Raw genomic sequence first — 21,180 nt, forward strand, 5'->3', positions numbered from 1 at the left:
TTGTTAATTTTTTGTTACGATGTTTAATAAGCCAGTTGCTTAGGGGTGCAGGTTACGCGTTTAATCAGCCTTAATTGCACCGGCAAAACCACCGTAGCGCTATTAAGCGTAACCAGCGAGTCGCTTTGTTTTTTGATGCTGTAATATTCCTCGTATGGGCCAAAGCGAAAACAGCCTTTATTATCTTTTAACGTACCGTCAGCATTGGCAAAAACACCTCTCAGATGCAGGGTGTCGCCGGTTTGCTCGTACCGGCCTTTAATATATTCTGTCCAGCGGCCTTTATTCATGCAACTGTCGGCACCGCTGTTAACCCGGCTTATGGTGCTTATAGCGATATAAAACGAGTCGCAGGTGAACTTAAATTTCGACTGCGAATAGTTGAGCAGTTTTTGTTGCCCGGGCAGGCTATCCTGTTGCCACTCGCCTTGCAGGTAATCCTGCCCGCGGCCCTGCACAGGCGGGTTCATGGAACAACCGGCCAACAGTAATAAAGCCATAACCGGCTGAAAAGCGAACCCTTTTATTGTACTAAGCATCTTAAACAATAGTATAAACAAAAATCCTCCCCTGCAATTACAGGAGAGGATTTAAAATTAAGCAGCATTATTTTATACTACCTATCATATTTTCGGGGCGAACCCATTGGTCAAACTGCTCGTTGGTTAACAGTTCAAGCTCAACAGCCGCTTCGCGAAGCGATTTATTTTCTTTTAGCGCTTTTTTGGCAATTTTTGCCGCGTTCTCGTAACCAATGTGTGGATTAAGCGCGGTTACCAGCATCAGTGAGTTTTCAAGATGCTTTTTGATGCCGTCGTAGTTTGGCTCAATACCTACCGCGCAATGATCGTTAAATGATACGCAGGCATCACCTATCAGGCGTGCCGATTGCAGGAAGTTAGCGGCCATAACCGGCTTAAACACATTCAGTTCGTAATGGCCGTTTGATCCGCCTACTGATATCGCTACATCATTACCCATCACTTGTGCAGCAACCATGGTTACCGCCTCATTTTGGGTAGGGTTAACCTTGCCCGGCATAATAGAGGAACCCGGCTCGTTATCCGGAATATGAATTTCGCCGATACCTGAACGCGGTCCCGAAGCCAGCATACGGATGTCGCTAGCGATCTTCATCAACGCAACGGCAATTTGCTTTAAGGCGCCGTGGCTTTCAACAATGGCATCATGCGCGGCCAGGGCTTCAAATTTATTTTCGGCCGTGATAAATGGCAGGTTAGTGAATTGAGCAATGTATTCGGCCACCTTAACATCATAACCTTGCGGGGTGTTAATGCCGGTACCTACGGCAGTACCGCCCAAAGCCAGTTCACTCAGGTGCGCCAGGGTATTACGCAAAGCGCGCAAGCCATGATCCAACTGTGAAACATAGCCCGAAAACTCCTGCCCCAGGGTAAGTGGCGTAGCATCCATCAGGTGGGTACGGCCAATTTTTACTACGTTCATAAAGTCGGCTGATTTTGCTTTCAGCGTATCGCGCAGCTTTTCGATACCCGGGATGGTAACATCCATTAATATTTTGTATGCAGCGATGTGCATAGCGGTTGGGTAAGTATCATTTGATGATTGCGATTTATTCACATCATCATTCGGGTGGATAAAGGTTTTGCCCTCGCCCAGTTGATTGCCTTGCAGCACATGCGCGCGGTTGGCCACCACCTCGTTAACGTTCATGTTTGATTGCGTACCCGAACCTGTTTGCCAGATCACCAGCGGGAACTCGCTATCCAGTTTACCTTCCAGTATCTCATCGCAAACCTGTGCTATCAGGTCGCGCTTTTCGGCAGGCAGTACGTTCAGGTCGGTATTGGTGTAGGCGGCAGCCTTTTTCAGGTAAGCGAATGCTTCGATAATTTCCTTCGGCATTGATGCTTCCGGACCAATTTTAAAGTTATTGCGTGAGCGTTCGGTTTGCGCTCCCCAGTATTTATCGGCAGGCACCTTTACCTCGCCCATGGTATCATGTTCAATTCTGAAACTCATAAGGATGTATTTTTTTGCTGGGCAAAGTTAACCCTTATCCAAACTACCCGGCAATATATTTTCAGAATTTTGATAGCGAACTTTATAATTTTTACATATCAGTGCAACGTTATTTATCTATCGCTCGTCTTTAAGCAAATACACCTCATTTTACACCTCTTTTATGAAAAAGCCAATAACATTGATCGCACTATTTATATTTATTGGCCTTAGTGCTTTTGCCCAACAGGATGGCATTAAGCCCTGCAACCTGTCATTTAAAAAAGCCGGCGTTTTAAAGGCGCAACCTGCCGAACGTTTGCCTGACACAGCCGACAAATCACGTACACTCGCCACCGCGAATGGAGAAGTATCAATAACAGTTACTGACGGTTACCGCATCATCTACACCAATAAAAAGAAAGCGCCATTTGTAGATTTAAAAGTGATTTTAAGCAACCCTGAAAATTACGAGCAGGACAAAAAGAATGTGCTGGCTAACCTGAACTATCTTAACTCACAGTCAACCGGCATGGAAACCACCGGAAAGTTAGTAGAGCTTGATTATAATGGTTACAAGGCTTACGGCTTGAGCCGGGCGGATATAAAAGAGGGTAAAATATTAGGCACTTTCGTGATTTTCCCGGGAAACAATACGATCATTTATATATACTTTAATAACATTGAGCCCGCTAAAAGCCACTTTAAAACCGCAACAGAATACCAGGGCTATCGTAATGCCTTTATTGGCGGGTACACCGCCCACCTGGAAAACTGCAAATAGCTTAGCCCTTTATTCCCTTTACCCGCAGCGTTACCCTGCTGGTATGGGGTATACCTAAAGTAGTGCCGGGCAGTGTAGTAAGATACAATTTTAAGTAGCCATCCATTACACCTTTCATTACCTTTACTTTTTGTTCGTAGTAGTCGGGCAATATGGCCATAAGGGGCTTATCAAAATGCAGGCCACCGCTGGCATCAACAAAGGCGGCAAAGGTGTAATTAAAATCGCTATAGGCTTTTTTTATGGTGATTTTATACTCAGGGTACATATAGGCATCCTCGGGGTCAACATTATCATACCGGATGGCCTCGGCGTGCACCTCAACCTTTTCAACCTTTATGTTGGGAGATTTGCTAATGAACTGCACTGGCTCACGCGCGGCAAAAGCCGTATCGGGGTGGGTATTTACATATTCGGCACGCTCCATTATAAATGCAGTATCCGCTTTTGAGGGCCGCATCAGCGTTTTGGCATCCGTTTTCAGCACGTTTTTAATGTAATCATCAGCATATAGGGTCATATATACTTTAGATTCTTCCAGGTAAATGGTCGTGCCTTCCACTTTCAGTATCTGAAATACCAGGCTATCCTTAGTTACCTTTTTTACCCGCAGCCAGGCACGCGCCATGTTTACTATCGAATCATGATCGTACGTTACCGGGAAGTTGTAGAAAACATTGCGCTCCGGGCTGTATATATTAGCCGAATCATCCGAAGGAAAAGACATAAACCACTCCGGTTCCATCTGGTAGCCACTTTTATCAAACGTCAATCCGTTAGCCAGCCAGCGCCTGATCTCGGTATACTTTATACCCCATACCTTTTTAAAGGACGGTTTTACATCCACCTTTTCCTTTGGTTTTTGGTAACAGCCGGTTAAAGCAACAAATAAAAAAATTATAGCGATAAGGCCCTGATGAGCTTTAGTAAAATTCATAATGCAATTGTACAAAAAACGCGTTTAAGTTGTTTTGGGGTATTTATTTAATAAACAATAATTTAAAAGCCAAATGGTAAATAAACCTGAGGTTACAGTAATGTTAATAATATTTAAAAACATTTATAAGTTAGCTGGGGTATAATTTCTATTTTTCGCCCTCGTTATAACGATTGGATTTATTGTATATGAGATTTGTGATTAAGTGCGTTTTTATACCCGCATTGTGCCTGTTATTATTCGGTTCCTGTTCATCAGATAAAAAGAAAGCCACCACCCGCGATGGCGAAAAGATAAACTTTGACACCGTAGCCCTTTTAAAGTATGACCCTAAAAATGAGGATAAAAAAATAGACGAGTTTATGCAGGCGCTGCATAAAAAGCGCGGCTTTAACGGCAATGTGCTGGTAGCCAAAAAAGGCAAGATCATTTACGAAAAATCATTCGGCTGGGCTAATTACCTGATACGCGACAGCCTGGAACTGGGCTCAAAGTTCGAGCTGGCCTCTATTACCAAAACCATGACGGGCACCGCCATTATGATGCTGATGGAACAGGGTAAATTAAAGCTGGATCAGGATGTGCGTGATTTTTTTCCAAACTTTCCGTATACAGGCATTACTATTAAATTGCTGCTTACCCACCGTTCGGGCATGATGAATTACGTTTATTTTGTTGATGACCTGTACCGTAAAGAGCACCGCGACCAGCGCAAAGGCCTGAGCAACCAGCAGGCTATGGACCTGATAGCGCAATACAAGCCCGCGCCGTTTAATACGCCTAACAAGCGCTTTTTGTACAACAACTCAAACTACATGGTGCTGGGTGCCATTATTGAAAAAGTAAGCGGTAAAACGTATGCTGATTTTATGAAGGAGCATATTTTTAACCCGGCAGGCATGCACCATACCGCGGTATATTCAAAAGCGGTTTACGAAAAAATTCCGGTGGATGTGGTTGGGCACGATCGCGGGCAATGGCGCTACTCGGTAGTACAAAACTTTTTGGATGGCCCTGTAGGGGATAAAGGAATTTACAGCACCGTTGCCGACTTGTTCTTATTTGATCGCGCGCTGCGTGCGGGTATTCTGCTGAAAAAAGAAACACAGGATTCGGCCTATACCGCCCATAACCCTTTACTGCGCGGACACTTTAGCTACGGTTACGGCTGGCGCACGTTTGATGGCCCCGGCCAAAAAGTGGCTTACCATACTGGCTGGTGGCATGGTTTCAGGCACATTTATTTGCGCGATTTGAAAAACGATATTACCATTGTGCTGTTATCCAACTTAGCTAACGGCAGTTTACTCCAGTTAGACGATCTGTTTAAAATAACAGGCATGCCTATTGTACGCAAAAATGCCTACACCGGGCAAGGCGACGCGGCGGAAGATTAGTGAGCCCCCGGTCCCTAAAGGGGAGCAGGAATATGATTGACAACATTGTCATTTCGAACGAGGTACGAGGAGAATGACAAAATAAAAAAAATAAAACCTCGTCATTGCGAGGTACGAGGAGAAATCTCTCGCTTTGTAATAAACGCAGACAGATTTCTCGCTATCACTCGAAATGACAAAATAAAAATATAAAACCGCGTCATTGCGAGGCACGAAGCAATCTCTAAAGCGACTTGCATTATTGAATATCCTAAAGAGATTGCTTCGTACCTCGCAATGACGGCATAAAAACTGAGAACATATGTTTGATAAATTATTTGAAGCCCAGCAAAAAGCAGGCGAGGTAAAAAAAAGATTAGATGGCATAACTGTTACCGGTACTGCCGAAGGAGGTAAAATTACTGTAATGGCCAATGGCAATAAGGTAATACAATCCGTTACTATTGATGAGGCTTTTTATGCCGACGCCGATAAGGAAGAAATTGAAGAACTACTGGTAGTTGCCCTCAACAAGGCCATTGAACAAGCCGATAATGTGAGTCAGGCCGAAACCGCCGCCATCGCCAAAGATATGTTCGGCGGGCTTGGCGGTATGTTTGGGCAATAAATTATTTTTGAATTACACTATTTTAAAGTTGCGGTAGCAGTTGCAGTACGTATTCAGTATATAATTAAATTGCTACTGCTACCGTCACTGCTACTAAAGCAAGTGTGCTTTAATAGCCTTCTCCGCCTCCTGTTTGTTTTTGGCTGAATTCCATTTTTCTTTTACGGATTGATCGCCCAGTTCAAAGAGCTTTTCAAATAGTATTTTGCCGTCCACCTTTTGGTTTATTTTAACCGTACTGTTTTTGGCGTACAGATCATCCCATACCTTGCGTACGTCGGCCCAATAGCCTCTTTGGCTCGCCCACCATTGTTTGGCGTAGGCAAACTCCTTTTCATCAGCTTTGGTAAATTCTTCGTAGCCTTTTTCTTGCGCTAACAGTTTATCGCCGGTTGCGGAGCGGATGATCTTCTTGTTATCCTGCTCAAACATCCAGCCCTCCGGTGTCAGGTAAACGCGGTTTGTACGGCGCAGCACATTGTAATCGCTGCGCTTGGTAAACTCCCGGCGTGGCAGCGGCGAATCCGCTTCGCTTTGCCATTGGTGGCGGCCATCAACATGTACCCAGGTGCCAATACTCTCGTACCGCGGACTATCATCAACCTGAAAAACCTTTTGTATCCAGCGGCCTTTTACCCCGGCAGGCTTAAGCGTTACTTTTTTCCAGGTATTACCCTGCTCAAACGTAAGCATCGTTGGCTCTTCGTATTGCCAGTCTTCGCGCCAGTGTTTTATCACCATGCTATCGCCCACTACCAGCAGGTGCTGTATCACAATTTTCTTGGGTGAGTCCTCTTCAATAACCGCCCACTCGTACCCCCACGAGTGGTAACGCGGATGGAATTGGTAAGCCGTATCAGGCGCGAAGGTTTCGGCGTAATTAAAGGTAACCTTATAGTAGCCCGCCAGCGCGCGGATGGCCTGCCTGTCCTGCTCCAGTTTTGATTGGGCCACAGCAGCCAAAACAATAAACTGAACCAATATGAGGATGTATAATCTTTTCATGAATGTTTATTTAGATTGAATAAACAAATTAAGCAAGAAAATGCCATTAATCAAACCGGTGGAACTCAGCCCTTAAAAACTAAAATGGCGCTCAGCCCATAGCTTTAGTATCCTGATACGTTCGCGCAAAAAACGGTCGGTAAAAAACGTGTTCGACCAATCATCATAATTGTCGAACTGGAAACGCAGGTAAAACACCCAAAATGCAAAACCCAGGTACGGCACAGCCGCCAGTTCTTCCGCTGTAAAAGAGCGCACTTCACGGTAGGCATCAATAAATAACTGAAAATCAGCATCACCCCTTTCCCTGGTAATTTTGTTAAGGGTTGTTTCCATAAAGTAATGCACGTAAAACGAGGCTACATCATTGGCCAGCATTCCCCATCCGCAAAAATCAAAATCAAAAAAGGTAAGTGTATGCGGATTTTCAAAGTGGAAGTTTTTGGGCAGAAAATCGTAATGGCAATACCCGTAGCTAAATTTTGAGATATCATAGCTACTGATCTTGTCGGCTACTTTGGCCGATAATTCTTCAGCAATGCGTATTCATCCGGCAGGTTTTTAAAAGCCGGGGCCACTACTTCAACGGGTTGCCGAAGCATGGTATCAACAGTAAATTCATGCCGCGGGTATTGCAGTTTGGCTTTGCTGCTGATGTTATGAAAACGCGCCATCTCATGCCCAAGAGTGCGCAGATGCTCCGGCGAAAGATCATAAACCGGCTCGCCATAAGCGTAACTGAACAATACGCCGTAACGTGTGCCCTCGGCAGCATTAAACTCCTGCAACTGATGGCCGCTTTTATCTGTTAACGGGTACGATACCTTTACCCCTTCAGAATGCAGAATATTGAGCAGCTCTACCTCGGCCTTTATTTCGGCCTGTTTACGGTGCGCGTCGCGGTATATTTTAAAGATGTATTTATTGGCGGCATTTTCCAGCAGGTAAGTATCGCTCACATTGCGGATCAGCAGGCGGCATGTGGTGCCCGATAAACCATAGTTTTGCTGCAAGATGTTGTTTAAGGCAACGGCAGACAGGGTTGAATACTGGGTAGGAAAAACGGGCATCATACACAAATATAACTATTTGCCCATGATGCCCGTTGTGATATAATTATTAACCTTTTACCCTGATCATCATTACCCCGTGCGGAGCCAGTTTATAGCTAAAGTTACCCGGAACCTTACCCAAGTCTTTTTGCCGCCATACATCGCGCACCTGCGCCGACGGGCTTAAACCAATTTCGGACGGGTTTACAGAGATAGTACGGTATTTACCGCTAAGGTTAAAAAAGCCTACCGCCTTGCTGCCACCAGCCAATTCCTTTACATAAACCTCGTAATCATCCTTAGCCAATACACGGCGGGCCTGTTTGCCCAGCACATCCTGGTTAACGGCTATTACTTCATCATTAGTAAGCAGATTAAGGGTAAAATCATCCATTTGGCTTATATCGCAACCAATCAGCAATGGCGAGGCCAGCAGGCTCCACAGGCTGATGTGGGTATACTGCTCATCGGGCGTTAAACGGGTATTACGTAAATTGCCGCTCCAGCCTACCTTGCCCACGATCAGCATATCCGGATCATTCCAGCGGCCGGGCTTGGCGTACTCGGATATTTTGTACTGGCGGAAACCTATTTCATGCAGGCTTTCCCAGGTATCGGTAATATCGCCGGTGGTACGCCAGCTATTGGCATCAACCTCCGGGCCCCATTTCCAAACATCCTTCATGCCGTACTGGCAAAGGCTGTAGTAAATATCGCGAGGTTGTGCACGCAAGGCCTTTTGCATCACACGGTAAGGCTTCATAAAAGTTTCGAGCGAGGTATCGCTGCCAGCCACTTCACTGTACGAGCACCAGTCGTGTTTCAGGTAATCAACACCCCATTTGTTATACGTTTCGGCATCCTGCAACTCATGGCTTAACGACCCTAAGTAACCGCCGCAGGTAAGCCTGCCCGGTGATGAATAAACACCGAACTTTAAACCGTGGCTATGCAGCCAGTCGCCCAGTTCCTTCATATCCGGAAATTTCTCGTTAGTGCCAATTGTTCCGTCGGCAGCACGCATGGGGGCTTCCCAGGCATCATCCACGTTAATGTAGGTCCAGCCGTGGTCTATCAGGCCTTTATCAATCAAGGCTTGCGCCGAGCTTTTCACTTTATCGGCCGTTACCGATGTGCCCCAGCAGTTCCAACTGTTCCAGCCCATGGCCGGGGTTAGTGCCAGCAGGTCGCCAACCTTTATGGTGAGTGTACGGCTGGTGGTACCCAACGTATTTTTCACAGTGAGCTTAACCGGATAGTCGCCCGCTTTGGCTACCGCCCCTGTGATGATACCCGTAGCGGCATCCAGCTTTAAGCCTTGCGGTAATTGCGTAGCCGAATAGGCTAGTGGTTTTTTACCCGTTGCGGCTATTTTATAAATCAATGGTGAATTAGGTCTTACACCGGTTACCTGCGCGCCGTTTATACGCGGCATTGCGGGCACTTTAGGGGTTAGTATATATGGCGGCTGCTCAGTAGCCGTAATGCTTTTGCCTGTTCTTTGTTCGGTAAATTTATAAGTAAGGGTGATGCCCGGCTTACCGGCAATTTCCACAGGAATATCAACATAGTCTTTAGCTGTTTCGCTCTTTGGCAAAAAGCCAACACCCTGTTCTTTTGAGTATACTATCTTCCCCGTCTCTTCGTCTTTCGCGCTGATAGTGAATAAACCCTTAACACCTTCCTTATTTTTGTTAACAAGCTTTACAGCTTTCTTTACTTTTCCATTAGCAAAGGTAAAGCTGTTGTTGGTGTTGATTGATAAGTTGTCAATATAATCAAGCATGGTTAGGTACGGGGTGCCGTTGCCTAAACCGCCATCACCGTCGCCATCATATACTTTTATGGCGATAATATTCTCTTTATCCCAGTTAACGGCCAGATCTTTTAACGCCAGGTGATAGGCGCGCTCTTTAAAGTAAGCCGTTGTGTAGCCGCCCTGCTCCTCGGGGAAGCGCCCGGTTTTGGCTACCGGCTTACCGTTAAAGTAAACCTGATCGCAATCATCAATATAAGCCAGGTTAAGCAGCAGCGAATCCTTTAGTGCCGATTTTGTTTTTAATGCCGATGGAATGGTAACATGGATACGGTACCAGGCATAGCCGTTGTAATTAACGCCCTGTTTCTCCCAAAACGAGCTGGTTTTTAAGGTTTGCCATGATGAATCGTTAAATTTAGGATCACTCCAGGCAGCTTCATTACCCTTACTGAATTTGGCCTGAGCCAGATCGATCCTTTGCTGCGCACGGGCGGAAAATCCGCAAGCCGCTATGCAGGTCATAATTAATAGTTTACGCATTGGTTGTGGTTTAGAAATGTCTAAACTACAGGATTAAACATAACAATGCAAACCAAATGAATGATAAATTATAAAGGCGAGAATTGTACAAAAGCTTAAAATAAAGCCACCAACCGCTCCAGTGCCATACCGCGCGAACCTTTGATCAGGATTGTGGCATTGGTAATCGGATGAGCCTGCAAAGCAGTAATAGCATCTTCGGCCGTTTGGTAGTATTGCCCGGCATGTGAGGTGCGTGCAGCGTAAAATTCTGTGCCTATAAAAATACGTTCGTGCACGTTTGCTGCTTCGGCTTTCTCAATAATAGCTAAGTGCTCGGCCGGTGCATCTTCGCCCATCTCAAACATATCACCTAGTATAAGCACCTTTTTTTCGGCGGCAATCTTGTCTACATTCTCAATGGCTACGGCCATGCTGCTGGGGTTAGCGTTGTAGTAATCGCAAATAAGCGTATTGGTTGCCGTTTTTACAATTTGCGACCGGTTATTTTTAGGCTGATAACCCTCAAGTCCTTTGTTGATCTCAGTTGGATTAAGCCCTAAATAAGTGCCAATGCAAATAGCGGCCAATATATTATCAAGATTATAAACACCCGTTAAGTTTGATTTTACCGTATGTGTTTTTGACGAGCCCTTTTCATGCCATTCCAGCACCAGGTGCGGCGAGTTTTCGATCAGCTTACCGGTGATCAGGCTGTCCCCGCCTTGCGTACCGTAAAGCAACTGCTTTTTAAATACACGCTTGGCGGCCATCTGCTGCAAGGTAGCATCATCGGCATTGATAAATACGTTTGCGCCATGCGTGGCCAAGTAATCATACAGCTCGCCTTTGGCAATTTTTACGCCTTCAACGCCGCCAAAGCCTTCCAGGTGCGCCTTGCCCACGTTGGTAATCAGCCCATGTGTAGGCTGCGAAATGGTGCAAAGCATTTCGATTTCCTTTTGATGATTGGCGCCCATCTCTATCACCGCGGCCTCATGTTCAGCCGTGATGCTTAAAATAGTTAGCGGCACGCCGATATGGTTATTCAGGTTACCCTGAGTGGCCAACGTGTTAAAATGCTGCGACAGCACCGCGTTGATCAGCTCCTTGGTAGTGGTTTTACCATTGGTACCTGTTAAACCAACCACCGGAATATTCAGTTGCTTGCGGTGGTAGCGGGCCAAATCCTGCAAGGTATCCAGCACGTCATTAACCAGTATATATTGTTCGCTAACGCGATAATGCGCGTTATCAATCACCGCGTAAGCCGCCCCGGCCTCAATAGCCTGCGCCGCGAAGGCATTGGCATCAAACTTATCGCCTTTCAGCGCAAAAAACAGGCTGCCGGGCATGATGCGCCGGGTATCGGTACTGATAACGGGATGTTTAGTATATAGCTGGTATAGATGGTCGATGGTCATGGTTTCAAAGTAAATAAAAATTAATAATCAATGAACCAGCGTCAGTTAAATTTATGTTGATGTGATGCTGACCCTGTCGAAGTATAGCGAACAATTCTCCCTACGCACACACCTTTCGACAGGCTCAGGGCGACAGGCTTGCGCCTAAACCTAACCACTATGTCATGCTGAGCTTGTCGAAGCATTCGCAAACTATACCCCTACGCACACCTTCGATAAACTCAGGGTGACAGGCTTCCTCATACGCATAAAGCCTAATTACTTTGTCATGCTGAGCCTGTCGAAGCATTCGCGAACTATTCCCCAACGCACACACCCTTCGACAAGCTCAGGATGACAGGGCTACGCATGGCTATAAACCTAACAAAGCATCAATGCGCTTCCAGCCAGTTGCTGCCGCTGCCTATTTCTACAATAATGGGCACTTCGGTTTTTATGGCGTTCTTCATGTGCTCCATAATGATGGGCTTGATCAGCTCAACCTCGTGGTGCGGCACATCGAACACTAACTCATCATGCACCTGCATGGTCATTTTGCCTTGCAGGTTTTGCGCTTTAAGTTCGCGGTGTATGTTGATCATGGCTATCTTGATCATATCCGCGGCCGAGCCTTGTATTGGGGCGTTGATAGCGTTTCGCTCCGCGAATCCGCGTACGGTTGCATTGGCCGAATTAATATCGCGCAGGTAACGGCGACGGCCCATCAGCGTATTTACATAACCGTTTTCGCGGGCAAAGTTCATGGTATCGGCCATGTAGCGTTTAATACCGGGGAACTGGATGAAATATTGCTCAATGGTCTCGGCCGCCTCTTTACGTGGAATACCCAGGTTTTGCGATAACCCAAAAGCCGACTGCCCGTAGATGATACCAAAGTTTACCGCCTTGGCATTACGGCGCTGGGTGCCATCAACCTCGGTAACCGGCACGCCATAAACATTGGCCGCTGTGGCCGTGTGAATATCGATGTTGTTCAGAAAGGCCTCCATCATATTCTCATCCTTGCTGATCTCGGCGATGATGCGAAGCTCGATCTGCGAGTAATCCGCAGAGATGATGGTATGCCCGCTATCTCGCGGTATGAATGCCTTGCGCACTTCACGACCACGCTCGGTACGGATGGGTATATTTTGCAGGTTAGGGTTTTGCGAGCTTAAACGCCCGGTTGCCGCTACTGCCTGGTTGTATGAGGTATGCACCCTGCCGGTTTTAGGGTTGATCATTTGCGGCAAGGCATCTACATAGGTTGATTTGAGTTTGAGCAACTGCCTGAAATCCAGGATATCCTTAACGATATCGCTTTTAACAGCTAACGAAAGCAGTACATCCTCGCCGGTTTGGTATTGGCCGGTCTTGGTTTTTTTGGCTTTGGGGTCGAGCTGTAGTTTTTCAAACAGCACCTCGCCTAATTGCTTGGGCGATGATATATTGAAACGAACGCCCGCCTTTTCGTAAACCACGGCCTCTAACTTAGCGAGGTCGGTGGTCAGGTCCTTTGAAAATTCCTTTAGCGTATCCTGGTCAATCTTTACACCCTCACACTCCATATCGGCCAATACATACACCAGCGGGTGCTCTATCTCGTCGATCAGTTTTTCGGCCTCGGCCTGTATGATCTGCGGTTTAAATATTTCTTTCAACTGCAGGGTAACATCGGCATCTTCGGCGGCATAATCCTTTATTTTCTCGATCTCTACATCGCGCATATTGCCCTGGTTCTTCCCCTTGGGGCCAATAAGCGATGTAATGGAAACGGGGGTATAGCTGAGGTAATTTTCGGCCAGTATATCCATACTATGCCTTGTATCCGGGTCGAGCACGTAATGCGCCAGCATGGTATCAAACAGGCTGCCCTTAACATTGATATTGTACCACTTCAATACCATAATATCAAACTTAATGTTCTGCCCTGTTTTGCCGATATTTTCGTTCTCAAAAACTTCCTTAAATTCGTTTACAATGGCCTGCGTTTCCGCCTGATCAGCCGGAACAGGCACATACCAGGCCTGGCCCGCCTTAACGGCGAACGACAAGCCCACCAGCTCACAATTATTGGCATCGGTACCGGTGGTTTCGGTATCAAAGCAAATGTCCTTTTGCTGTTTAAGCAGGGCGATCAGTTCCGCACGTTTTTCATAGGTATCAGCCAGGTGGTACTCATGCTCGGTGTTACCTATATTTTTGGCGATGGCCGGTGTTTCCGGCTCTTTGATGTCGGTAACATTAACGGTAAGGCTGGTATAACCGCCATTAACCGGGTTGCCAAACAGATCCGTTTGTACCGATGCCGCTTTCATTTCGGTAATGCTGTACTCCTCGCCAAACACACGCCTGCCCAGGGTACGAAACTCCAGTTCGGCAAACAAAGGCTCCAACAGGTCGCGACTTGGCAGGCAGATCTCCAGGCCTTCTTCGTCAAGTTCAACCGGAGCGTTCAGCATTATGGTTGCCAGCTTTTTGGAGAGCAGGCCCTGCTCGGCATAGGTTTCAACGTTTTCCCGAAGCTTACCTTTTAACTCATGACTATGGGCGATGATATTCTCCATTGAGCCATATTGCTTGATCAGCGTTTTTGATGTTTTTTCGCCAATGCCGGGAATACCGGGGATATTATCAACCGCATCGCCCCAAAGGCCAAGTATGTCAATCACCTGTTCAACACGTTCTATCTCCCATTTGGCCAGCACTTCCTTCACACCTAAAATCTCCATCTCGTTACCCATACGCGCGGGTTTATAAATGAAGATGTTTTCGCTAACCAATTGGGCAAAATCCTTATCGGGCGTCATGCAATATACCTGATAACCTTTTTGCTCGGCTTTTTTGGCCAGGGTGCCTATAATGTCATCGGCCTCATAGCCATCCGACGTGATCACCGGGATATTAAAGCCCAATATTACTTTTATTACATAAGGCAACGCCTTAGCCAGATCCTCGGGCATAGCCTCGCGGTGCGCCTTGTAGGCTTCGTAATCGGTATGGCGTTCGGTGGGCGCGTCGGTATCAAATACCACGGCCATATGGGTTGGTTTTTCTTTACGCAAAACATCAAGCAGGGTGTTGGTAAAACCCATCACTGCCGATGTATTCATGCCACCCGAAGTAAACCTCGGGTTTTTACTCAACGCAAAGTGGGCGCGGTAAATAAGCGCCATGCCATCCAATAAAAAAAGTTTTTTCATAAATATTTTAGTGATTACACCGATGCTTATTATGATTAACAGCAATATGATTTCACCGATCGGTTCAAAAGTACAATATTTTACTCACCCTGTCATCGCTGCGCTCGACATCCCTCTCTGCGCAAGCGCAAAGAAGGAGTGGATTAACGTAGGTTCCTTTTACTGCTCTTTCTTGTAACTGATCACTAACCACTGACTACTAACCACTAATCACCTATCTGAAATCGCAACTCAACACATGGTCATTTACCATGCCGGTAGCCTGCATAAAGGCATAGCAAATGGTGGTGCCGAAGAATTTGAAGCCACGCTTTTTCATATCCTTACTTATCGCGTCACTCTCGGGCGTACTTACCGGGATGCCGCCTTGTGGTGGCTTGTTGATGGCCTTGCCGCCGGGCATAAAGCTGTACAGGTATTTATCAAACGAGCCGAACTCTTTTTGTATAGCCAAAAACAGTTGGGCATTGGTAATAGCGGTGGCAATTTTTAAACGGTTGCGGATAATGCCCTCATCAGCCAGCAAACGGCTAACATCATCATCCGTAAAGGCTGCTACTTTTTTTACATCAAAATTGGCGAACGCCTTGCGGTAGTTTTCGCGACGGCGCAGTATGGTGATCCAGCTTAGGCCAGCCTGTGCTGATTCTAACAGCAGAAACTCAAAAAAGATTTTATCATCATGCACCTCTTTGCCCCATTCTTCATCATGATATTTTATATATAGTTCATCAGTGCCGGGCCAGGCGCAGCGGTGGAGTTGTTTGCTCATTGTACCAAAGGTTTGTGAGCGGTAAATATATTTATTTTGCTAATTAAGTTAGCTTGTATTGATAAAAATTACCGAAATGCACAAGCACCCCTGCCGGGTCTAACATCATACATTCCTGTCCCCATTGCTCGTGGCGAAGAGGTACCAGTTTTACACCGGGGTATTTATTTTCCAGGCCGAGGCTTTGCAAATGTTCAAACCATTCGGCTGCGCTTTTTACCTCTAAAAATATCATGGTGTTCTCTACCCATTCCTTGGCGTAATAATCCTGCAGGTAAAAGGCGAGGCCGTTCAGTTGCAGTAACGACATTTTAGCGTCGATGCTGTGCTCCTCAAAACCCAGTTCGCGGTAAAATGCTTTTGATTGCTCAAAATCCTTTGCGCCTATAAAAGGCCTTATTGATACAGTCGCAGGTGCCATAAGTGATGTTTTAGATTACAATTTAGCGTACTAAACGCCCTTTCCAGGCGTATTTGCGGGTGTTGCCCATCAACCCCACGTAAACAAAGTACAATATATGTATTGGCGATAGCAATAGCAACAAGCCCACCAACGCCGGCCGTTTCCAGAATGAGGTGATCGGTAGCAGGAACACGGTTTCAAACACATATTTTAAAGCGAACTGCACGCAAAACAGCTTAAAAAAGTATATATCATAAAAGCCCAACAGGGCATTGGCCAGCAGCGATACATTGAACAGCCAGATGCAAACGGCCATAGCGACGATCTTTTTATCCTTATACCGGGTTGATTTTGATGCCCAGCGGCGGCGTTGCTGTAAAAAATCCTCAAGCGTTGGCTTGGCATGGGTATAAACAATAGCCTCCTGGTTTTTCAAAAAACCTATCCTGCCGGGATAAACCTCAGCCACCTTTTGCAGCAGCAGTTCATCATCGCCGGATGCCAGGTCGTCAATACCTTTAAATCCGCCTACCTCATAAAACACATCCTTACGGTAAGCAAAGTTGGCACCGTTACAGGTTGATGCCCTGCCGTTGCCGATAAATGCCGCGCCGATACCGATCAGGTAGGAGAACTCCAGCGTTTGCAGCAGCTCAAATAATGATTTTTCCTGGAAATAAGTAACCGGCGACGAGATCATGACCGGGTTCTCTGTTTCGTAGTACGATACTACCGACGACAGCCATTTGCTGCCCATGCGACAATCGGCATCCGTAGCCACCATCAGCTCACCGGTGGATAGGGCGATGGCCTCAGCAATGGCGGCTTTTTTATAGGAGTTCAAAGCTTCGCCGGCGCGCATTTGGTAAAGTTTTACACCTTGATCGGCATAACTGCGGATGATCTCGGCGGTGCGGTCGGTTGAGTGGTCGTCAACAATAATTATTTCGGTAAGCTGTTTGGGGTAATCCTGCGCCAACAGATCCTCGATAGTATGGTGGATGCCGCTTTCCTCGTTACGGGCGGCTATCAGTATAGTAACCTTTGTTTTAAAGGTAGTGAGTGATGGTTTAGCCCGTTTGAGCATAGCCCAGCCTTTTATAAGGTAGATGAGCACACACAGATAAATTCCGGTGAGCAGCATGGATATGATACTATGCATAAGGGTCAAAAAACTTTAATTTAAGTACAAAAAAACAACCGATAACCGCGGGGATGATCAGGTTAATAAGCCATATAATAGATACACAGGCAACCACGGCCAATTGTTCGTTGGTTACATAAGCGAACAGGCTGGTAGCGGTAAAACTGCGCACCCCAATATCAAAAATATCCAGCGATGGCAATGCCGACTGGATGATTAAAAAGGTAAATACCATCATCACGATAGTAAGCAAACCCAACTGCGGTAACAGCAAATGGATTAGCAAATAATACTGCATGGTAAACACCATAAACCGTGCTACCGAATAACATAAAATATTAAGCAACTCATCCGTATTATAACGCGCCATGATGTTAAAAAACCGCTCGTACTTTTTGATGAACTTTATCCTGCTCAGCAGGCTCACCATCCACTCAATATTGAAATAGAATAAGGTTAGCAAAAACAAAAAGAAAACCACCAGCACGCCAATACACCAAAAAAACAGCTCGCCAATGTGCATCTGTTCCTTATAAGTATAAATAAACCATAAGGTTCCGGTGAGGCCTAAAATATTGGTAATTAAATTTTGCCCCAGGCTGCCTACCACCATGGCAAACAGGCCGTGTATACGTTTGCGGTTGGGCAAAAACATGATCCGCCCGCCATACTCACCTACCCGGTTTGGTGTAAAAATGGCCCAGGTTAAACCGCAAAATACTGATTCAAGCGCTTTCCATATCGAAATATTGATGAGCTTGCGGCTCACGTACTGCCATTTAAGCGCCTCCAGCGTCCAGTTAAGCATCATCAGGATAGATACCGCTGTAAGCGTACCGATAACCTGTCCTTTTGTTAGGCTTGAAACCTTGATGCCAAACTCCTGCAAATCACTATTCTTGGTAAGGAATTTATGATAGATAAACCACGCGGCAAGCCCGAGGATAGCAGCTTTGATTAGCCACGAGAACAACTTTTTAGCAATTACGGTCAACAGGTAAAATTTGTCAAAAATACAAAAAAGAAGGGCAAGTGCTGATGTGGCCTTATTGGCCTGCACCTGCCCGATCCTAAATCAACGGCAGGAACATGACAAGTGTTACTCCAAATTGTTTTAACTGAACTTAATTTTCAGCATAGCCATTTATCTGCACAAACAAAAAAGGCGGCACTTTACAGCGCCGCCCCCGGTTATTTAGTTGTTTTAATTTACAGATCAAGCCCATCAAATGTTACCGCTATATAGTACAAGCCGCCAATGGTTGGGCCTGCCGCGTACTGGTAATATTTGCGGTTAAATATGTTGGAGCCACCCAATTTGATGGTTGCCTTGGCTGTTGGTACTTTGTAGGATACCTGTGCATCAAAGGTATTGATGGCCGGTACTGTACCATTAGCCAGCGGGCTCTCCCATAAAAATGAATTCTGGTAACGGTAAACCACGTTAAAGCCCAGGTTTTTTACCACCTCGCGGTTAGCTAATGATACGTTGGTAACCCATTTTGGCGTATTAAAGCCGGTTACAAAAATATCGGCACTTTCGTTGCCTTTAATATTGTTGTAAGCCAGGTTACCGCTCACGGTATAGCGCTTGTAAAAATTATAGGTTAAGCCTAACGACGAACCGTAATTGGTATACGTATTTTTAGCATTTGTGTATACGCGGTAACGTGTTTGCTGGGCGTTGCGGTTTTCGGCAAGGGCGGCAATAACTGATTGATCGCTGCCCACCTGCGCCTGCGTAGCCAGTGTGCCGCCGCCATCAGCAGCGTTAAGGTATGGCACGGCAACCTCTACCTGGCCTAAAAAGCCGGTATATTTATTCAGGTAGCCATCAATATCAATCACTACTTTGTTATCAAATAACAAAGCCTTATAGCCCGCCTCAAAGGAGTTGATCTGCTCGGGCTGGGTGGTGCCCAGATTAGTTACCTGCAGCAGGTTGCGGTTGTTCAGCGCCGCCTGGTTACGGGTAACGGCACCGTTACTGTTGGCTACTTCGTTATTAACGGCCGCGTTAAAGTTGTTGATAGAGGCCAGCGTGTAAGAGTTATCCAAGTAATTCAGTCCTTCGTTAATATACGGCAAGCCACCTATACGGCGCACGTTACCGTTGTTAACAAATGATAGTGCCTCAAACAATGCCGGGAAACGGAACCCGTTTTGATATGATACCCGGAAGTTATGCTTTTCGGCAAGGGTATATACCGCCGCTATACGCGGGTTAAGCTTGGGGTCAAACTCTTTGTTATAATCTAAACGCATCGAACCGAATATTTTAAGGCGCTCCTCAAAAAATGTTTTGGTGATCTGCGCGAAGGCACCCACTTTGGTGTAATGCACATTGCTGCCATAGCTGCCATCAGGTAGCGGCTGGTTGCGCTCGGCTATCGGGCGCGAAAAATCCACAAAGTTATTACCATCCGGAATGATGGAATACTCCCTGAAATCGGCACCAACCAGCAGGTTGAACCATTTTATCTTATCAGTAAAATCATATTGCGCATCGGCATGGTAGGTACGGCTTTTTTGTACCAGCGCCGCACCGCCAATTTGGGTAGTGGCATTATAATCCCAGTTGTTAACGTTGCGTATGCGGTTTTTCAGGTCTGCAAACGCTGGCGTACCCGGTATTACACGGCCTGCATCTGCCGCGGTACGGGCAACAACCATGGCATCGGCAAGCGGGGTGTTGGCATCAAGCGCGGTTTGCAGGGCGGTTTTAAATTTGGCACCCCATGCGGCATTGGTACCGCCGCTAACAATATCCAGATTATCGGCCATCGGCTTTACGTTGTACGAGTCGCCCGAGTTTTCAACTGACATATAGGTACGTACAAAGTAGTCGGCACCCTTTAGTTCCAGCTTATGGTTTTGTACGATCACGTTATCCAACTGAATTTTGTTACCCCGCTGAAATACACCATCCATCTTACCAAAACGGTAACCGTAGGATAGCTCGGCGTTATTAGCCACTTTGTAGTGCAGCGATCCGTCCAGTTTCAGGTTGTCTACTATCGGACTAACAATATCCCGCTCGTTATAACCCGTACGGCGTACAATGAATGATTGACCGGCATTGCCGTTGTAATTGATACCGCTTACCGTTACCGCGTTGTTGCTTTCATCGCCATACTTGTTCCAGCCATCATAAGCCGGGTTGTTGGCAGCCAGCTCCGGGTAGTTGGGGTTAGCGGTAACCAGATTGTTCGGGTTTTGATCGCGACGTGTGTCCGACACCCAATCCGTACCTCTCAGATAACTCACGTTAACCTTAAAGGCGAATTTGTTGTTGAACGCCTTGGCATACCGAACAGCGGTTTCGGTCAGATTGCTCAGGTCGCGACCAGTGCCGCCTACGTGGTTGATGCCGTTTTTAACGTATATGCTTAACCCTTGATAATAGAACGGGTTTTTGGTTTGCAGCGAAGCCATACCATTAATGGCGTTCATGCCATAGAGTGCCGATGCCGCGCCGGGGATCACCTCCAGGCTGGCAATATCCAGTTCGGTGGGGCCAATGGCATTGCCCAGCGGTACGCCTAAAGTAGCGGCTTCCATATCAATACCATCAACCAGTTGCTTAAAACGGAAGTTGTTGGGGATGTTAAAGCCGCGGGTGTTAGGCACCTTAAAGGTTAAGCTTGATGTGGTAAGCTGTACGCCTTTCACATTCTCCAGGGCATCATAAAAACTTGGCGCTGGCGATTCTTTCAACGCCCTTACATCCAGCTTTTCAATAGCTACCGGCGATTTCAGGATGCTTTCTTCAACCCTTGAGGCTGATACCACCACCTCGTTACCTAATATGGATTGTGTGCTGAGCGATACATCCAGACTGGTGCCGGGCGAATTAACCGCGAACTCCTGTGTTTTAAAGCCCACGCTTGAGAACACCAGCGTAAACGGAAACCTGAGCTTTCCGCGCAGCGAAAAACGCCCCTGCGCATTGGTGGTAGTGCCTGATACGGTTCCTTTTACGGACACGCTTACGCCGGGCAACGCCTCCTTGGTGGTATTATCAGTAACCTTGCCCGATATTTCAACCAGTTGGTTCTCCTGCGCGGCGGCAGAATGCGCCAGCGTAAAAAAGAGTGCAAAATTTATTAATGCCGTTTTTAAAACAACGTTTAACGTGCGACGAGAAAGTTTCATTATAAAAATTATGGTGGTTGTAAGTATGTGATAGTTATAGTTAATTAACGCGAAGGG

17 protein-coding genes are annotated in these 21,180 nt (G+C 46.4%); 3 read left to right on the forward strand and 14 right to left on the reverse strand.

The annotated features are described in order from the left end of the window. Positions 1 to 23: 23 nt before the first annotated feature. Together AC3WJC_RS16565 and fumC are read right to left on the reverse strand one after the other, a co-directional pair. Complete coding sequence (locus tag AC3WJC_RS16565; RefSeq protein WP_492400227.1) at positions 24 to 539, reverse strand: fumarate hydratase; 516 nt, start codon at positions 537 to 539, stop codon at positions 24 to 26. A gap of 67 nt (positions 540 to 606) precedes the next feature. Next, positions 607 to 2,004 (reverse strand): class II fumarate hydratase, encoded by a 1,398-nt coding sequence (gene fumC, locus AC3WJC_RS16570; RefSeq protein WP_492400228.1) that lies wholly within the window; start codon positions 2,002 to 2,004, stop codon positions 607 to 609. 163 nt (positions 2,005 to 2,167) lie between these two features. On the opposite strand from fumC, the gene AC3WJC_RS16575 reads away from it, so the two are divergent. Beyond that, a complete protein-coding gene (locus AC3WJC_RS16575; RefSeq protein ID WP_492400229.1) occupies positions 2,168 to 2,767 on the forward strand; it encodes a hypothetical protein in 600 nt (199 codons plus the stop codon). A 1-nt stretch (position 2,768) separates the two neighbouring features. Here AC3WJC_RS16575 and AC3WJC_RS16580 read toward each other — a convergent pair whose 3' ends face one another. Then, entirely contained in the window at positions 2,769 to 3,704 is a 936-nt protein-coding gene (locus tag AC3WJC_RS16580) for a hypothetical protein (protein ID WP_492400230.1), read from the reverse strand. Between the two features lie 188 nt (positions 3,705 to 3,892). Between AC3WJC_RS16580 and AC3WJC_RS16585 the strand changes: the two genes are divergently transcribed. Both AC3WJC_RS16585 and AC3WJC_RS16590 read left to right on the forward strand, forming a co-directional pair. Then, positions 3,893 to 5,101 (forward strand): serine hydrolase domain-containing protein, encoded by a 1,209-nt coding sequence (locus AC3WJC_RS16585; RefSeq protein WP_492400231.1) that lies wholly within the window; start codon positions 3,893 to 3,895, stop codon positions 5,099 to 5,101. Between the two features lie 301 nt (positions 5,102 to 5,402). Beyond that, positions 5,403 to 5,708: a YbaB/EbfC family nucleoid-associated protein gene (locus AC3WJC_RS16590; protein ID WP_492400232.1), complete on the forward strand. Its 306-nt coding sequence runs from the start codon at positions 5,403 to 5,405 to the stop codon at positions 5,706 to 5,708. A gap of 93 nt (positions 5,709 to 5,801) precedes the next feature. On the opposite strand, the gene AC3WJC_RS16595 is transcribed toward AC3WJC_RS16590, so the two are convergent. The 11 genes from AC3WJC_RS16595 to AC3WJC_RS16645 form a co-directional block, all read right to left on the reverse strand. Next, on the reverse strand, positions 5,802 to 6,713 hold the full coding sequence (locus AC3WJC_RS16595; protein ID WP_492400233.1) for a DUF6607 family protein: 912 nt from the start codon (positions 6,711 to 6,713) through the stop codon (positions 5,802 to 5,804). A gap of 72 nt (positions 6,714 to 6,785) precedes the next feature. Beyond that, complete coding sequence (locus tag AC3WJC_RS16600) at positions 6,786 to 7,259, reverse strand: phosphotransferase enzyme family protein (protein WP_492400846.1); 474 nt, start codon at positions 7,257 to 7,259, stop codon at positions 6,786 to 6,788. After that, a complete protein-coding gene (locus AC3WJC_RS16605) occupies positions 7,226 to 7,786 on the reverse strand; it encodes a phosphotransferase (protein ID WP_492400234.1) in 561 nt (186 codons plus the stop codon). Before AC3WJC_RS16605 ends, AC3WJC_RS16600 begins: the two co-directional genes overlap by 34 nt. A 46-nt stretch (positions 7,787 to 7,832) precedes the next feature. Beyond that, positions 7,833 to 10,064, reverse strand: a complete 2,232-nt coding sequence (locus AC3WJC_RS16610) for a putative Ig domain-containing protein (protein WP_492400235.1) — start codon at positions 10,062 to 10,064, stop codon at positions 7,833 to 7,835. 95 nt (positions 10,065 to 10,159) lie between these two features. Further along, positions 10,160 to 11,467 carry a UDP-N-acetylmuramoyl-tripeptide--D-alanyl-D-alanine ligase gene (locus tag AC3WJC_RS16615; RefSeq protein ID WP_492400236.1) on the reverse strand — a complete coding sequence of 436 codons (1,308 nt, stop codon included), beginning with the start codon at positions 11,465 to 11,467 and terminating at the stop codon, positions 10,160 to 10,162. 371 nt (positions 11,468 to 11,838) lie between these two features. Beyond that, positions 11,839 to 14,649, reverse strand: coding sequence for a DNA polymerase I (polA, locus tag AC3WJC_RS16620; protein WP_492400237.1), 2,811 nt, complete (start codon positions 14,647 to 14,649; stop codon positions 11,839 to 11,841). A gap of 214 nt (positions 14,650 to 14,863) precedes the next feature. Further along, positions 14,864 to 15,421: a DNA-3-methyladenine glycosylase I gene (locus tag AC3WJC_RS16625; protein WP_492400238.1), complete on the reverse strand. Its 558-nt coding sequence runs from the start codon at positions 15,419 to 15,421 to the stop codon at positions 14,864 to 14,866. Between the two features lie 43 nt (positions 15,422 to 15,464). Then, positions 15,465 to 15,842 (reverse strand): VOC family protein, encoded by a 378-nt coding sequence (locus tag AC3WJC_RS16630; RefSeq protein ID WP_492400239.1) that lies wholly within the window; start codon positions 15,840 to 15,842, stop codon positions 15,465 to 15,467. A 22-nt stretch (positions 15,843 to 15,864) separates the two neighbouring features. Continuing rightward, entirely contained in the window at positions 15,865 to 16,986 is a 1,122-nt protein-coding gene (locus AC3WJC_RS16635; protein ID WP_492400240.1) for a glycosyltransferase, read from the reverse strand. Beyond that, positions 16,979 to 17,962 carry a hypothetical protein gene (locus AC3WJC_RS16640; protein WP_492400241.1) on the reverse strand — a complete coding sequence of 328 codons (984 nt, stop codon included), beginning with the start codon at positions 17,960 to 17,962 and terminating at the stop codon, positions 16,979 to 16,981. The genes AC3WJC_RS16635 and AC3WJC_RS16640 overlap by 8 nt, the downstream gene beginning before the upstream one ends. A gap of 215 nt (positions 17,963 to 18,177) precedes the next feature. Beyond that, positions 18,178 to 21,123, reverse strand: a complete 2,946-nt coding sequence (locus tag AC3WJC_RS16645; protein WP_492400242.1) for a TonB-dependent receptor — start codon at positions 21,121 to 21,123, stop codon at positions 18,178 to 18,180. Positions 21,124 to 21,180: the final 57 nt, after the last annotated feature.

The sequence above is a fragment of the Mucilaginibacter sp. FW306-07-L genome, from assembly GCF_058782065.1.